A 14,071-nucleotide genomic window follows, 5' to 3' on the forward strand; every position below is an offset into this window, starting at 1 on the left:
CGATATAGACTGTGCTGTCTAGATTAGTGGAGGGTGCCTGCCGCCGCCGAGTTTAAATTCAGCCTAATATGCCCGCGCCCATGGTGGCCTTGAGGTCGCCCATGAGGTTGCCAGATCGCTCCACGCGCAGGTGGTCGCCGAGGATCATGGTGGTGGACTCGGAGCCATCGACAAGCTCGAGGTAGACATCCGACTCGCCCTGGTTCTTGAGCAGGACCTGCTTGAGGCGGGCAATATTCTCCATGGTGCACTGATCCGTGCGCATGGTCAGGCGCAGCGGCAGGCCGGCGCCACCGCCCGGGCCCAGCTCCGGCACGCGGATATCGGAGCAGAACAGCGAGCGGCGCTCATCGCGCACCTTGACGTTCACGCGCGCGAGGATGATATTGTCCTCCACAATCTGCGGGGCGACGAGCGAGTACACCTTGTTGAATACCAAGATTTCCACCTGCGCGCCGTTGTGGTCTTCCACCGTGACAATGGCCCACGGCGAGCCATCGCGCTTGGAAAAGCGTCGGTCCACGCCCGAAATGATGCCACCGATGATGAGCTCTTGGCCGTTATGCACCTCGTCGTTGAGGATCTTGGTCAGCGGGGTATCCGTCTGCGCGGCTAGCGCCTCCTCGAAACCATCGAGAGGGTGGCCGGAAACGTACAGGCCCAGCATTTCGCGCTCGAGGGCAAGTTCGTGTTTACGATCCCAGTTGTCTTCTGGGATATCCAGGGCAAAAGCGTTGGAGGCCGCATCGTCTTCTCCCCCGCCAATTCCAGCGAAGAGATCGAACTGGCCCTTATCCGCGGCCTTCTTGGTGGTTTGCACCGCATCCACCGCGTCCTCGTGGATGAGCATGAGGCCTTTGCGCGGGTGGTTCAAGTCATCGAAGGCGCCGGCCTTAATCAGCGCTTCTGTCACGCGCTTAGTGCAGGCGGCGAGCTCGATCTTGTCCAGGTAATCGCTAAACGAGGTAAACGCGCCCTTGTCGTGGCGGGATTTGATGATGGATTCCACCACTTCCGAGCCCACATTGCGGATAGCGCCCATGCCGAAGCGGATATCCTCTCCCACCGCCTGGAAGTCCTCCTCGGACTCGTTGACGGACGGCGGCAGCACCTTGATGCCCAGGTGGCGGCAGTCCGAAAGGTAAATGGCGGACTTATCCTTCTTATCGCCCACCGAGGTCAGCAGCGCGGCCATATACTCCGGTGCATAGTAGGCCTTGAGATAGGCTGTCCAGAAGGACACCAAGCCGTAGCCCGCGGCGTGGGACTTGTTAAACGCGTAGGACGCGAAGGGCTCGATGGTGCCCCACAGCGCGTCCATGGCGGACTTGGAGTAGCCGTTTTCTTGCATGCCGCCCCAGAACTTGTCGTACTGCTGGGCCAGCACTTCGGGCTTCTTCTTACCCATTGCCTTACGGAAGCCATCTGCCTCGCCGGCTGTGTAGTTGGCGACCTTCTGCGAGATACGCATGATCTGCTCCTGGTAGACGATGAGGCCGTAGGTCTCATCCAGGATTTCCTTGAGCGGCTCTTCCAGCTCCGGGTGAATTGGGGTGATTTCCTTGCGGCCGTTCTTGCGGTCCGCGTAGTCCCAGTGGGCGTTCACACCCATCGGGCCTGGGCGGTAGAGCGCAAGGGAGGCCACAATATCCTTAAAGCCGGTCGGCTTCATGCGCTTGAGCAGCTCCTGCATGCCGCCGGAGTCGAGCTGGAAGACGCCCAGCGTATCGCCGCGCGAGAGGAGGTCATAGACCTTGGAAACCTTGGGGTCGTCGGCATGCAGCTGCTCCAAGTGGATTTCTTCGCCGCGGTTGCGCTTGATGTTTTCAATCGCATCGCCGATAACGGTGAGGTTGCGCAGGCCCAAAAAGTCCATCTTCAGCAGGCCGATGGCCTCGCACGCCGGGTAATCCCAGCCGGTGATATAAGCGCCGTCGGCCGGGCGCTTCCACATTGGAATGTGGTCCATGAGCCGGACCGAAGCCATAATCACCGCACAGGCGTGCACGCCCGCCTGCCTGACGACGCCCTCCAAACCCCGCGCCGTGTCATAAATCTTCTTCACATCCGGGTCGGATTCCACCATCTGGCGGACCTCGGCGGCCTCTGAGTAGCGCTCGTGGTCCGGGTCCGTGATGCCCTTAAGCGGAATGTCCTTGGCCATGATGGCCGGCGGCAGCGCGCCGTTGATGCGGTCGGCCATCTGGAAGCCGGGCTGGCCAAAGTGCACCTTGGCCGAGTCCTTAATGGCCTGCTTAGTCTTCACCGTGCCGAAGGTAATCACCTGCGCCACCTTGTCCTCACCCCAGCGCTCGGCCGCATAGGTAATCATTTCACCACGGCGGCGGTCGTCGAAGTCGATATCGATATCGGGTGCGGAAGGGCGCTCAGGGTTCAAGAATCGCTCGAAGAGGAGATCGTGCTCCAGCGGGTCGATATTGGTAATGGTCAGCGCATAGGCGACGAGCGCACCGGCCGCCGAACCACGGCCCGGCCCCACACGAATACCCACGGAGCGCGCGTGCTTAATGAGCTCGGCCACGATGAGGAAGTAGGACGGGTAGCCCTTCATCTCGATAACGGAGATCTCATACTTGGCGCGCTCGATATATTCCTCCGGTACATCCTGGCCGGGGAAGCGCTTTTGCAGGCCCTCCATCACCTCATGGGTGAGCCAGGAGGTTGGGGTGTGGCCCTCGGGGACGTCGGCAATAGGCATGCGATCGTGGGTGTGTTCTTCCCAGATCTCGCCGTAGTCCTGCACGCGCTCGGCAATCCACAAGGTGTTATCACAGCCATCTGGAATCATATCGTCCCAGGTCTCGCGCATCTGCGCGGCCGACTTAATGTAGTAGCCGGTGCCGCCGAACTTGAAGCGGTCCGGATCCATGAAAGTCTTGCCGGTCTGCACGCACAGCATCGCCTCGTGCGCCGGCGCCTGGGACTCCAGCACGTAGTGGCAGTCGTTGGTCACCAGCGGCGGCAAGTCCAGCTTGCGGCCGATTTCTAGCAGGCCATCGCGCGTGCGCTTTTCGATGTCCAGCCCATGGTCCATCAACTCCAAAAAGAAGTTGTCCTTGCCGTAGATGTCCTGCCACATGGCCGCGGCCTCCAGCGCCTCGTTGAACTGGCCGAGGCGCAGGCGGGTCTGGACGTCGCCAGAGGGGCAACCGGTGGTGGCGATGATGCCGTCGGCATGCTCGGCGATGAGCTCGGCGTCCATGCGCGGCCACTTGCCCAACTGGCCTTCATAGGAAGCCAGCGAGGACAAGGTAAAGAGGTTGCGCAGGCCGGTGGCGTTCTCCGCGATCATCGTTTGGTGGAGGTAGGCGCCGGACGCGGAGACGTCGTCGCGCTTTTGATCCGGCGTGCCCCACAGCACGCGCTTTTTGTTGAAGCGGGATTCAGGCGCCATATACGCCTCGATGCCGATGATCGGCTTGACACCGGCACCGGTCATGCGGCGGTAGAAGGCATCAGAGCCATACATATTGCCGTGGTCGGTCATGCCGACGGCCGGCATCTCCTGGCGAACCACCTCGTCTGCCAGCATATCGACCTTGGCCATGCCGTCCAGCATGGAAAACTCGGTGTGGTTGTGCAGGTGGACGAAGGAGGAGTTTTTGGCCATGCGGCTCATCATAGCGGGGCGGTCAAAATGGGCTATTATTTTGTGATGCTCTACACGCTCGCCGCCTACATCATGTGGGGATTTTTCCCCGCGTTCTTTCCTCTCTTGCTGCCGGCATCGCCGCTAGAAATCCTGGCCCACCGCGTGTTGTGGACCGCGGTACTGGTCACGGGATTTTTGCTCCTCGGCGGCCGGTGGCGAGAAATGGCGCGCATGGACAAGCGCACGTGGGGTTGGCTTGCGGCCGCGGGTGTATTCATCACGGTCAATTGGGGCACCTACGTGGTGGCGATTAATAGCAACCACGTGGCCGATGCGGCGCTGGGATATTTCATCAATCCCCTGGTGTCGGTCGCCCTCGGCATGGTGTTTTTGAAGGAGCGGCTGCGGCCGTGGCAGGCCGGCGCGGTGGGCGTTGCGGCCATCGCGGTGCTGTACTTGACGTTCTTTACCGGCCAGGCGCCATACATTTCGCTGCTGCTGGCCTTCAGCTTCGGCTTTTATGGGCTGCTCAAAAAGCAGGTCCGGGTGTCCTCGGCCGTCTCGGTCGCGGCGGAGGCGCTCGTGATGTCACCGCTGGCGGTGGGCTACATCCTGTGGCTAGAAACAAGCGGCCAGGGCACATTCGCCAGCGAGGGAGTCGGCCACGCGCTGCTTTTGGTCAGCGCCGGCTTGATTACCGCGCTGCCGCTCCTCTGCTTTGCGGAGGGCGCACGGACACTGCGCTTATCGACGATCGGCATGCTCCAATACCTCACCCCCATCATGCAGATGCTGTGGGCTCTCTTTGTCACCCACGAGCACTTTTCAACGCACCGCTGGATCGGCTTCGGCATCATCGGCGTGGCGGTGGCGATTTACGTCACCGACTTGGTGCGCATGGCTAGGAGCGCTTAAGTTCCTCGCGGGCAGCGCGGGCGCGGCGACGCGCCGCCTGTTCCTCTTCTGCCCGCAGCGCCCAACGCGGCATCACCACGACGAGAAAAATGCCATAGGCACATACGATCCCGGAAAACACCAGCGTCATCGAGGTGCCGCCGGTGACAAGGCCGATGAAAAGCGCGATGCCGGAAACCACCACCGCGACCCACGCGGCGATATAGCCAAATTTGTAGTTGGGCATCCACTGCGAAAAGGGCTGGCGTGAGGACATAGGTCTAGTCTACGCGGTGGTCGTATTCGTGGGCCCGGTATCGACGAGGTCCGGTGGAGGCGGATCCCAGGGGTTAACCCAGCGAACGCCGCGGGCGGTGCGCTCGAAGCGGCCATTGCGCGGCGGGCCGGTGCGATGGTCATCATTGCGGCCGTTGTGATAGGCGCAGGCGGTGGTGAGGTTCTTCGCATTGGTCCACCCGCCGCCGGCCCAACTGAAGATGTGGTGAACCTGGCACTCATCGGCGGGCTTATTGCATCCCTTGACCGGGCAGGTGGGATTTTCCGCCGCGGCCATCATGAACTGCTTCCAGGTGGCCCCGCGGCGCATGCGGTACAGGTTCACTGGGCCCTCTACGGGGTGGAGCAGGGTGACAAATCCCTCCTCGGCAAGCGCACGCTGGGCCAATTCAGCACCCGTAATCTGCGCGCCATTGGTCATGGTCAACACCACATCGTCGCTGCCATGGGCCACGCCAACCAACTTATCCAGTGGCACCACAACGTTGGTGCGCACGGTTGCGGCGGCGCCGGTACCGGTGCGGAAGAGGGAGGTGACGTCGGCAAGCGAACCGGCATGCTGGTGTAACTCGGCGATGAGTGCGGACGGCCCAGTGATGGACAGCGTCCAGGGTTTGCCGGCGGCGCGGCGGCGCAACCGCACCCCCGGCTTGGGTTCGCGCGGCGCGCGCATCTCGCGCAGCTTTTTGCGAGCACGCCTTTCCATCTCCCGCGTATCGCACGCGATATGGGTGAGCTCGGCGCGCAGGGCCCAGGCGCGGGCTTGCGTGGGCGCGCGCCGGGCATGCTTTTCGATGACCGCCAGCGTCGGCAGCGAATGCCGGTTGCGGCGGGCCCCGTCCACCGCGCGGCGTTGGCGGCGGCGAAAGCTGGTGGTCCCGAAGTAGACCTGCGCGAGCTGCGCAATAGTGTCAGCCGTGGCATCGGGCATGCCGGCGGCGGTAAGGTCCGCGGCGGAGGCGTCGGCGGCCTCGGCGAGGAGGTCCATCGCCGAGTTGAGCGCCGCGATATAAGCCCGAATGTGTTCCATGCCCTCGATGCTAAAAGCGCTGGGCGGCCACCGCGCGCCACAGGTCCCAGGAGGGCGATATTAGCTGGGAGGGCGGATGGCGAAGCTGCCCCAGGCGGCGTCCGCGGGTGCGGGTTCGACGGCGGCGACGGAGGGGGTGGAGGCGACGTCGGCAAGCTGCGCGCCCGACCCCCACACCACGGCGGCGCTCACCGCGGAGGGGCGCTGGCCATAGGAGGCATCGATGCGGTCGAAGGCGCGTTGGATGACAGCGGCGCGGTCCTCGCCGGCGGTGGGTTCGGGGACGTCAATGGGGGCGGTGGAGCCGATAAGGATGGCATCCATGCGCGGGGCGGCGGCGACGGCGGCCGCGGCGGCTACGGGTGGCAAATCCTCGTCGAAGGTAACAAGGGCGTAGGCAGGCGCGTCCGGAATGTCGCTACCGGATACGCGCGCAATATACTCCGCGCGCGTCTCGCCATCCGGGCCGAGCTGATCGCCTTGTACTTGCGAAGAGGCCTGGGTCCCTAGGGCGCCAAAAAGCGCGAGCGCGGCCAAGAAAAGCACCGCAAGCACCGCCAGGGCCGCTAGCCGACGCCGCCGGTAGACCTTCCTCATCCCCGCAGAACCTCCAAAGCGTGCTCGAGATCGGCCGGGTACGGCGCTTCAATCTCGAACCACTTGCCGGTGCCGGGGTGGGTAAAGCCGAGCTTTACCGCGTGCAGCCATTGACGCTGAAGCCCAAGGCGCTTAGCCAAGTTGGGATCCGAGCCGTACATTGGGTCGCCCACGCACGGGTGGCCGGTGGCGGACATGTGCACGCGAATCTGGTGGGTGCGGCCGGTCTCTAGGTGCACCTCGATGAGGCTGGCCTCGCGGAAGGCCTCGATGAGGCTGTAATGGGTGACGGCCGCTTTGCCGTCGTCAAGCACGGCGAATTTCCAGCCCGACTTGGGGTGGCGGCCGATGGGCGCATCAACGGTGCCCTCGATGGGATCCGGCAGCCCCTGCACCACGGCGTGGTAGGTCTTTTTCACGCTGCGGTACTTAAAGGCGTGCTTGAGCGCGGAATAAGCGCGCTCCGAGGAAGCCACGACCATCACGCCTGACGTGCCCACATCGAGGCGGTGCACGATGCCCTGGCGCTCGGTCGGCCCGGACGAAGCCACGGTATAACCGGCCGCGCGCAGCCCACCAATCACCGTCGGCCCGTCCCACCCCACGCTGGGGTGCGCGGCCACGCCCACCGGTTTATGCACGCAGATGATATCGGCATCGTTGTAAAGCACGTCCATGCCCTCGACCAGCTCTTCGCGCGGCAGCAACGGCTTTTCTGGCTCCGGCAAAAGCACGGAGACCACGTTGCCGGAAGTCAATCGCTCGGACTTGCCCAGCTCTTGGGAATCGATGGTCACACTGCCCTCGGCGCACAGCTGCGCGGTGGCGCTACGGGACAGGCCAAGGAGCTTGGCCAGGGCGGCGTCGGCACGCATGCCTTCTAGGCCTTCAGGAATGGGGAAGCTGCGCATCTGCCTATTCATGCTCGGCCTTCCTTTCCTCCAGCACCATGGCGATAATGAACAGCACCACGCCGCAGGTAATGGCCGCGTCCGCAATATTGAACACGGCGAAAGAGCCGACCGAAATAAAGTCCACCACGTGCCCGAACCAGAAGCCGGGGGCGCGGAAGATGCGGTCAGCGAAATTACCCAGCGCGCCTCCGGCGATGAGCGCTAGGCCCACTGCCTGTCCGGAGTGGGTAATGCGCGGGGCGGCAATGGCCACGCCGAGCACAAAGACCAGCTGGATGGTGGTAAAAAGCCACGTCGAACCCTCCCCGCCCATGGAAAAGGCCGCGCCAGGGTTAAAAAGCAGGGTAAACCGGAACCAATCCCCAATGACCGGCAGGGGCTCGCCCTCCGTAAGGATGGAGAGCATTATTTGTTTCACGGCTTGGTCCACCAGCGCCACGGCGATGACAACCGCGGCGATAAGTCCTGTCTTGCTCCTTCGTTTTTGACTCACCCGCTCTATTCTAAACGGGAGCGTCCGGTATTTTGGTAAGCGTGTTTCGAGTCAAAGTTTTTGCAGCCCTGACCACAGCCGCCGTAGCGCTTACGGCGTGTTCCTATGAAAAGCCGGGACCCGCGGTAGAACAGCCCGTGGGCCTGACTATCGACGCCCCACGCGTCACCGTGGACAATCCCGGCACCGGGGAGAAAAAGCTCCTGGAATACCGCGATATCGACTCCACGCAGGACGTGAACTACCGCGTTACCGAGGGTTTTTCGCAGGACCTGCTCAAAAAGTCAGCGGCCGAGAAGTTTCAGGCCTCCGACGTCGAATCGACCACCACTACCCTGCCGCTATCGGCCAAGGTAGATAAAGCTAGCGAGGACGTTGAAGATCAGCTGCCCGCCACCCGCAATGCGTTCGTCACGGCCGGTGCGCCGGAAACTTCTGGCGACACCGACGTCTCTTCGGCCGAGGGATTTCAATTTGGCTGGCGAGGCCAAAATACCGGCCAGATGAATTCCTTGCGCCTTGCCGCACCCCAGGAGGCCACGGATGAAGCCCGTGGCTCCGTGGAACAGGCAATTATGAAGCTGACGGCCCTGCCCGTGGTTTTCCCCACCGAGGAGGTAGGCAAGGGAGCGAGCTGGACGGTGGATTCGCGCGTTACCGGCGAGTCCACCCTGCTGCAGACCACGCGCTATACGGTCGCTTCCATCGAGGGCGACCAGGTCAAGCTCAACGTAGAGGTAGAACAGCGGCCGTCGCTAGGCGCGCTGTCGTTTGAGGGCCAGGCCCAGGGCACGGAGTTGGAGGACAAGGAGCTCAAGGTTGTGGACTCCAGCACCCAATCCAAGGGCAACATCACGGTAGACCTGAGCAAGCCGCTGCCCGTGGGCGGTGACGTGTCTTTCGACACGAAGGTCATTTATGGCGCCGCCGGCTCGGAGCTGCGCGTGGTGCAGTCGAGCCTGACGGAGCTGAACTTCACCTAGTTACTCGGCCGGGGCTTCTACAGGGGCCTCGGCTGGAGCTTGCTCGGCGCCGGCAGCCGGGGCGTCGCCTTCAGCCGGGGCAGCATCGCCCTCGGCCGGTGCCGGGGCGGGTGCAGAGGCACCGGCGCCGGTATCCGCGCACATTTCCGGAACCTGCTCCGGCGGCACGGTGTTTTGGATGAGCGTGCAAGCCCACGCCTTGGAGAGCTTCCAGGTGCCGTCTTCGTACACGAATTCCACCTGTTCAGCGGTCTGCTGCTGGCCGTCAGCGGTGGTGAAGTTCACGGTGGTCAGCACGGACTGCGGGTCATAGCCCGGAAGCACAGGATCGACGACCTCGAACTCGGCGCCGGATTCCGCCTTGGACTGTGCCATGGTGTCAAAGATTTCCGGTGCGGTCTCGCCGCCCTGCACGGTGGCGGTCTTTTCCTGCTCAGAGGCGTTCGGATCCGTGGCCTTGGCCAGGATGGCGTTGAGATCCGCCGGGGATGGCAGCGCTGGGGCGGCGGAATCGCCGTCGGAAGAGGCGGATTCCTGCGCCTCGGTGTTGGTGGCGGCGGTATCGTCCTGCTCGTCGTCGGAAGAGCAGGCGGCCAGGGCGGTGGCCGCGGTCAGTGCGAGGCACGCGGCGCTAAACTTGCGGAATTTCACTTCTAACTCCTCACGTCTGGGTTCTAAACTCCCATCAGTTTACAGCTGCACCAGCCTTTTCCGGGCTGCGCCCGCCGCGTGGGCGGAGATTTCTTTAACCTTGAGTGCATGACCCGACTTGCTTTGATCGCCACCGGCGGCACGATCGCGTGCACCACCGTGGCCGATGGTTCCCTGGTTCCCACAATCTCCGGCGCGGACCTTGCCGCTGAAATCGACGCCGAGGTAGTGGAGTTTCGCCAGCTCGACTCGTCCTCTATTACCCTGGCGGACCTCGATGAGCTCATTGCGGTGGTCAACGAGCACACCGCGCGCGAGGACATCGGTGGCGTGATCATCACCCATGGCACCGACTCCATGGAGGAAACCGCGCTGGCGTTGGAGATTTTCTGTGGAGGGGAAAAGCCCATCGTGCTTACGGGCGCGCAGCGCGCCTACGATCACCCCGCGGCCGACGGCCCCACCAATCTGCGGGCTGCCCGCGAGCTAGCGGCCAGCGGGCACCCTGGGGTTTTCCTTTGCTTCGGCGGCGAGACCATTCCGGCGCGCGGTGCGCGTAAGCGGCACACCAGTGACCTGCACGGGTTTGAGTCGCTGCCCGTTCCTGGCACCACCCCGCGATTGAATCCTGCCCCGCTGGCGTCGCAGCGTATCGAGATCATCCCCGCCTATCCGGGAGCGGGCCGCCTGCTGGTCGACGCCGCCGTAAACTCCCCTACCTCCGGTCTCATTGTGGAGGCCATGGGCTCGGGAAACATGGGCGAGGAGATGGGCCGCGCGCTTGCCGACGCCCTCCACGCCGGCCTCCCCGTTATTATTTCTACCCGCACACCCTATGGCCCGACGGCGCTGGCTTATGGCGGCGACGGCGGGGGTGCGAGCCTGGGGAAGCGTGGCGCCATCAACGCCGGATGGTTCCGCCCGAGCCAAGCGCGAATCCTGCTCGCGGCGGCGCTAGCCACCGGCACCGATCCGGCGGAGCTTTTTGCCCAGGAGGGCTAGTCCTCGCTGGTTAGCCAGTCCTGCCAATCCAGCGAGTCGAGCGGGTCTGCTGGCACGAGCGCGGGATCGTCGGCCGCGAAGGATTTGGTGCGCCCGGGCCCCGTGGCGCGGGTTTCAAAGCGCACGCTGACCACCCCGTGGCCGGCGCCTTGAATCCAACCGTGGCCGTAATCGGGGTGGAAGACGTCTTGCGTTGCGTGCCACTGGTTATCGGTTTCTTCCTCCACCGTCACCGTAGGCGCTGGTATGGCCGGTGTTGCGTCATCGCTCACCCCAGTTTCATAGTCCATGACCGCCGGTGCAGGGCGCACGATTTCGCGGTCGAGCTCCGGGAAAAGCACGTCTTGGCGAGCGGCCTCTAGGCCGGAATAGCTCACCCCTACCAGGCGGATGGGCCCTAGCTCATCGGGGTAGCGGGCGAGCTTGAAAGCGGCGGCGGTGAGCACGGCGGCGTCGTCAGTCGCGTAGGGCAAGGTGGTCGAGCGCGATTCGATATGAAAATCCGCCATGCGCAGCTTCACCGTAACGGTGCGCGCACCGCGCCCATCCTTAAGCAGCCGGCGGTGCGCACCCTCCGCCGCGCGAGTGATGGCTGCATCGACCTCAGGGGCGGTCTGCAGGTCTTTCGGGTAGGTGTGCTCGGTAGAAATCTGTTTAGAAACAGCGCGCGGCGCCACCTCACGGTCATCAATGCCGCGGGCCAGCTGCCACAGCTGCAGCCCCACCACACTGCCGATGGAAATCTCTACTTCCTTGCGCGTCATCGCCGCTAGCTGCCCAATGGTTTCTACGCCGATGGACTTGAGCTTCGCCCCAGTCACCGGGCCGACTCCCCACAGCTTGTTCACCGCAAGGGGGTGCAGCATATCTAGCTGGCGCTCCGCCGGAATAACAAAGGTGCCGTCGGGCTTCGCTTCGCCGGAGCCAATCTTGGCAAATTGTTTGCCCGAGCCCGCCCCAATGGAGCACGGCAGACCCGTCTCCTCCCGAATGAGCGCGCGCAGCTCATCCGCCCAGCGCTTGACCTCCTCCGCGCTCGCTCCTTCCAAGGCGGCGGGTTCCATAAAGGCTTCATCGATAGAAAGCTGCTCGATAACCTCCACGTGTTGCGCGATGATGCCAAATACGCGCCGCGAGGCTGCTGAATAGACTGCCCGGCGCGGCTGCACCACCACCGCGCGAAGTCCAACAAGCTGCTGCGCGCGGTACATCGGCATGGCCGAATGCGCACCGTACACGCGCGCCTCATAGGAGGCGCCGGCCACCACGCCGCGCCCGCTGGTACCTCCCACCAGGACGGGACGCCCCTGCAGGGTAGGCCGGGTCAGCTGCTCGACGGAGGCGAAAAACGCGTCCATGTCGATGTGTAGAACCCAGCGTTGCATGCGGCCCAGTCTAATAGGCGCACCTCCACATGCACTCCTGGGTGTTTGCGTGCCGTTAATTAAAGCTTTTATTTCTTTCCATCTTCACGTCACCCACATGCAATATTGCGGCCTTATCTTTTTCGAGGTTATTTCTTGAAGAAAGTATTTCGCTGATTATGAACTCACCCCACGTCATCTTGCGCGGCGTTAAGCGCGAATTCGCCGATAATACGGGCCTCCACGAGACCGATCTAAGCATCAACCGCGGTGAATTCATCTCTATTCTCGGACCTTCCGGCTGCGGTAAGTCCACCCTGCTGCGTTGCATCGCCGGGTTGGAAACTCCTGATGCGGGCACCATTGCCATTGGTGAGAGGGAGGTTTATGGTCCGCGGACCAATGTGGCCGTCAACAAGCGCCGGCTGTCTATGGTCTTCCAAGACCTCGCACTGTGGCCGCACATGACGGTGGAAAAGAACATCGAGTTTCCGCTGACAACCCCAGGCAATAAGGTGGCGGCAGGCCAGCGGTCCGAGAAGGTGCGTGCCTGCATGGACATGGTGGGCATCACCAGCAAAGCGAAGGCGCGGCCAAACCAGCTCTCCGGCGGCCAACAGCAACGCGTCGCCATCGCCCGTGCGCTGGTTTCGAATCCGGACCTCCTGCTCATGGATGAGCCACTGTCCGCCCTCGACGCCGCGCTGCGCGTGCAAATCCGCGCCGAGCTCACCCAGCTGGCACAGGAGCTGGGGCTGACGGTCATCTACGTCACGCACGACCAAGCCGAGGCACTTGCCATGTCGGATCGCGTCGTGGTTATGAATCAGGGCCATATCGAACAATTCGCGGATCCGGTCACCCTTTACGAACAGCCGGCCACCGATTTCATCGCTGGCTTCGTAGGCACCATGAACCGCCACCCACAGCTGCCCAGCGTGCGTCCAGAAAATCTCACCGTCACCACTGCGGAGGAGGACACCGGCGCCTCCCCGCGCCGGGTCGAGGCGCAGGTTCTTGGCGCTCACTACATCGGCGGGCGCTACGAGTTGCGCTGCAATGTTCCCGGGGCCGAGGAGCCGTGGGTGGCATTTTCACCGCGCCGCATCACTCGCGGCGAGACCGTCCACCTCAACTATCCATCTTCTCTTTCTGCATAGGAGCCACACATGTTCACCAAAAAGTTTACTGCCGCCATCGCCACCACCGCTGCTGGTGCGCTCGCCTTGACCGGTTGCGGATCCGTCGAGGATAGCGCCGATACCGCCACCGACCAGTCCACCTCTTCTGCCGAAAAGTGGCAGGCACCTGAAGGCCTGTCCGGCGAGGTGGATTACTACTCGGCTAACCCGCAGGGGCTTACCGACGCCCTCGTGGAGGCCTTCGAAGAAAAGACCGACGTCCACGTCAATGTTTTTGCCGATACCACCGGCAAGATCACCGCCAAGCTCAAGGCCGAGGAAGCCAACCCGCAGGCTGACGTGGTCTACCTCGCCTCCTGGGCGGCAGCTAGCAAGCAGGAAAAGTCCGGCGCCCTTGAAAAGTACACGCCGGAGGGAGCGGACAAGATTGAGTCCAAGTGGGCGTCGGAAAGCGGGGCGTTTACCGGCCGCGATGGTTCGGCCCTAGCGCTGGTAACCAACACCAACGTCGTGGACGAGGCCCCGAAGGACTGGGAGGACCTCACCGATGAGAAGTACAAAGACCAAATCATCATGCCGGACCCGCGCGAATCCGGTACCGCAGCCGACCTCATCGCGGCCATGGTGGACCAATGGGGCGAGGAGAAGACCTGGGCTCTCTTTGACAAGCTCTTTGACAACGGCATGATCGTCCAAGGCGCCAATGGCCCAGCGCTGGACCAGGTCACCTCCGGTTCGCGCGGCATTGTCCTCGGCGGCGTGGACTACTCCGCATACTCCGCGCAGAAGAAGGGCGAGCCGCTCGAGGTCGCCATTCCTACTTCCGGTACCACGGTCACCCCGCGCCCAGTCATGATCCTCAAGTCCTCCGATAACAAGGAAGCCGCAGAGGCCTTCGTGGACTTCATGTTCTCCGATGAGGCGCAGGAGATCTCGGCCTCCAAGAACATGATCCCGGCCAATAAGGACATCGCTCCAAAGAATGGCCCGAAGCTGGATGAGATTAAGACCCTCAACGATGACCTCGATGGCTTGGTTTCTCAGTCCAAGGACATCAAGGAAACCTTTGCCAAGCGCTACCTGAAGTAACC

The 14,071-nt window shown here is 63.0% G+C and carries 13 protein-coding genes; 5 read left to right on the plus strand and 8 right to left on the minus strand.

Annotated elements, in window-relative coordinates; all coding sequences use genetic code 11:
* Positions 1-58 precede the first annotated feature (58 nt).
* Positions 59-3,631, minus strand: a complete 3,573-nt coding sequence (dnaE, locus tag RAE09_RS02085; protein ID WP_005328847.1) for a DNA polymerase III subunit alpha — start codon at positions 3,629-3,631, stop codon at positions 59-61.
* A gap of 27 nt (positions 3,632-3,658) precedes the next feature.
* On the opposite strand from dnaE, the gene rarD reads away from it, so the two are divergent.
* Positions 3,659-4,528: an EamA family transporter RarD gene (rarD, locus tag RAE09_RS02090; protein ID WP_316980811.1), complete on the plus strand. Its 870-nt coding sequence runs from the start codon at positions 3,659-3,661 to the stop codon at positions 4,526-4,528.
* Here rarD and RAE09_RS02095 read toward each other — a convergent pair.
* Genes RAE09_RS02095 through lspA form a run of 5 tightly spaced genes read right to left on the minus strand, consistent with a single transcriptional unit; the run spans position 4,515 to position 7,838 of the window.
* Positions 4,515-4,784, minus strand: a complete 270-nt coding sequence (locus RAE09_RS02095) for a permease (RefSeq protein WP_200435451.1) — start codon at positions 4,782-4,784, stop codon at positions 4,515-4,517. The genes rarD and RAE09_RS02095 overlap by 14 nt on opposite strands.
* Positions 4,785-4,793: 9 nt before the next feature.
* Positions 4,794-5,834, minus strand: coding sequence for an HNH endonuclease signature motif containing protein (locus RAE09_RS02100; RefSeq protein WP_250412561.1), 1,041 nt, complete (start codon positions 5,832-5,834; stop codon positions 4,794-4,796).
* Between the two features lie 60 nt (positions 5,835-5,894).
* Positions 5,895-6,431, minus strand: a complete 537-nt coding sequence (locus tag RAE09_RS02105) for a hypothetical protein (protein WP_040425205.1) — start codon at positions 6,429-6,431, stop codon at positions 5,895-5,897.
* The gene (locus RAE09_RS02110; protein ID WP_204608391.1) at positions 6,428-7,354 is read right to left on the minus strand and encodes an RluA family pseudouridine synthase; all 927 of its coding nucleotides are present in this window, start codon (positions 7,352-7,354) and stop codon (positions 6,428-6,430) included. Before RAE09_RS02110 ends, RAE09_RS02105 begins: the two co-directional genes overlap by 4 nt.
* Positions 7,347-7,838 carry a signal peptidase II gene (gene lspA / locus RAE09_RS02115; RefSeq protein ID WP_394371979.1) on the minus strand — a complete coding sequence of 164 codons (492 nt, stop codon included), beginning with the start codon at positions 7,836-7,838 and terminating at the stop codon, positions 7,347-7,349. The genes RAE09_RS02110 and lspA overlap by 8 nt, the downstream gene beginning before the upstream one ends.
* A 41-nt stretch (positions 7,839-7,879) precedes the next feature.
* Between lspA and RAE09_RS02120 the strand changes: the two genes are divergently transcribed.
* Positions 7,880-8,821 (plus strand): hypothetical protein, encoded by a 942-nt coding sequence (locus tag RAE09_RS02120; protein WP_200435449.1) that lies wholly within the window; start codon positions 7,880-7,882, stop codon positions 8,819-8,821.
* Here RAE09_RS02120 and RAE09_RS02125 read toward each other — a convergent pair whose 3' ends face one another.
* Entirely contained in the window at positions 8,822-9,472 is a 651-nt protein-coding gene (locus RAE09_RS02125; protein WP_179386707.1) for a hypothetical protein, read from the minus strand.
* A gap of 108 nt (positions 9,473-9,580) precedes the next feature.
* On the opposite strand from RAE09_RS02125, the gene RAE09_RS02130 reads away from it, so the two are divergent.
* Positions 9,581-10,474: an asparaginase gene (locus RAE09_RS02130; RefSeq protein ID WP_316980812.1), complete on the plus strand. Its 894-nt coding sequence runs from the start codon at positions 9,581-9,583 to the stop codon at positions 10,472-10,474.
* On the opposite strand, the gene RAE09_RS02135 is transcribed toward RAE09_RS02130, so the two are convergent.
* The gene (locus RAE09_RS02135) at positions 10,471-11,859 is read right to left on the minus strand and encodes a DNA polymerase IV (RefSeq protein ID WP_316980813.1); all 1,389 of its coding nucleotides are present in this window, start codon (positions 11,857-11,859) and stop codon (positions 10,471-10,473) included. The genes RAE09_RS02130 and RAE09_RS02135 overlap by 4 nt on opposite strands.
* 158 nt (positions 11,860-12,017) lie before the next feature.
* On the opposite strand from RAE09_RS02135, the gene RAE09_RS02140 reads away from it, so the two are divergent.
* Positions 12,018-12,998 (plus strand): ABC transporter ATP-binding protein, encoded by a 981-nt coding sequence (locus tag RAE09_RS02140; protein WP_316980814.1) that lies wholly within the window; start codon positions 12,018-12,020, stop codon positions 12,996-12,998.
* A gap of 9 nt (positions 12,999-13,007) precedes the next feature.
* Positions 13,008-14,069, plus strand: a complete 1,062-nt coding sequence (locus RAE09_RS02145) for an ABC transporter substrate-binding protein (RefSeq protein ID WP_316980815.1) — start codon at positions 13,008-13,010, stop codon at positions 14,067-14,069.
* Positions 14,070-14,071: the final 2 nt, after the last annotated feature.

The sequence above is a fragment of the Corynebacterium tuberculostearicum genome, assembly GCF_032821615.1.
In the GTDB taxonomy this organism is placed as follows: domain Bacteria; phylum Actinomycetota; class Actinomycetes; order Mycobacteriales; family Mycobacteriaceae; genus Corynebacterium; species Corynebacterium tuberculostearicum_H.

Excerpts from the sequence above, each read along its gene's own strand:
- rarD (WP_316980811.1), top strand. The coding sequence starts at position 3,659 with ATGGGCTATTATTTTGTGATGCTCTACACGCTCGCCGCCTACATCATG.
- RAE09_RS02100 (WP_250412561.1), bottom strand. The coding sequence starts at position 5,834 with ATGGAACACATTCGGGCTTATATCGCGGCGCTCAACTCGGCGATGGAC.
- RAE09_RS02135 (WP_316980813.1), bottom strand. The coding sequence starts at position 11,859 with ATGCAACGCTGGGTTCTACACATCGACATGGACGCGTTTTTCGCCTCC.
- RAE09_RS02095 (WP_200435451.1), bottom strand. The coding sequence starts at position 4,784 with ATGTCCTCACGCCAGCCCTTTTCGCAGTGGATGCCCAACTACAAATTT.
- RAE09_RS02130 (WP_316980812.1), top strand. The coding sequence starts at position 9,581 with ATGACCCGACTTGCTTTGATCGCCACCGGCGGCACGATCGCGTGCACC.
- dnaE (WP_005328847.1), bottom strand. The coding sequence starts at position 3,631 with ATGGCCAAAAACTCCTCCTTCGTCCACCTGCACAACCACACCGAGTTT.
- RAE09_RS02105 (WP_040425205.1), bottom strand. The coding sequence starts at position 6,431 with ATGAGGAAGGTCTACCGGCGGCGTCGGCTAGCGGCCCTGGCGGTGCTT.
- RAE09_RS02145 (WP_316980815.1), top strand. The coding sequence starts at position 13,008 with ATGTTCACCAAAAAGTTTACTGCCGCCATCGCCACCACCGCTGCTGGT.
- RAE09_RS02110 (WP_204608391.1), bottom strand. The coding sequence starts at position 7,354 with ATGAATAGGCAGATGCGCAGCTTCCCCATTCCTGAAGGCCTAGAAGGC.
- RAE09_RS02140 (WP_316980814.1), top strand. The coding sequence starts at position 12,018 with ATGAACTCACCCCACGTCATCTTGCGCGGCGTTAAGCGCGAATTCGCC.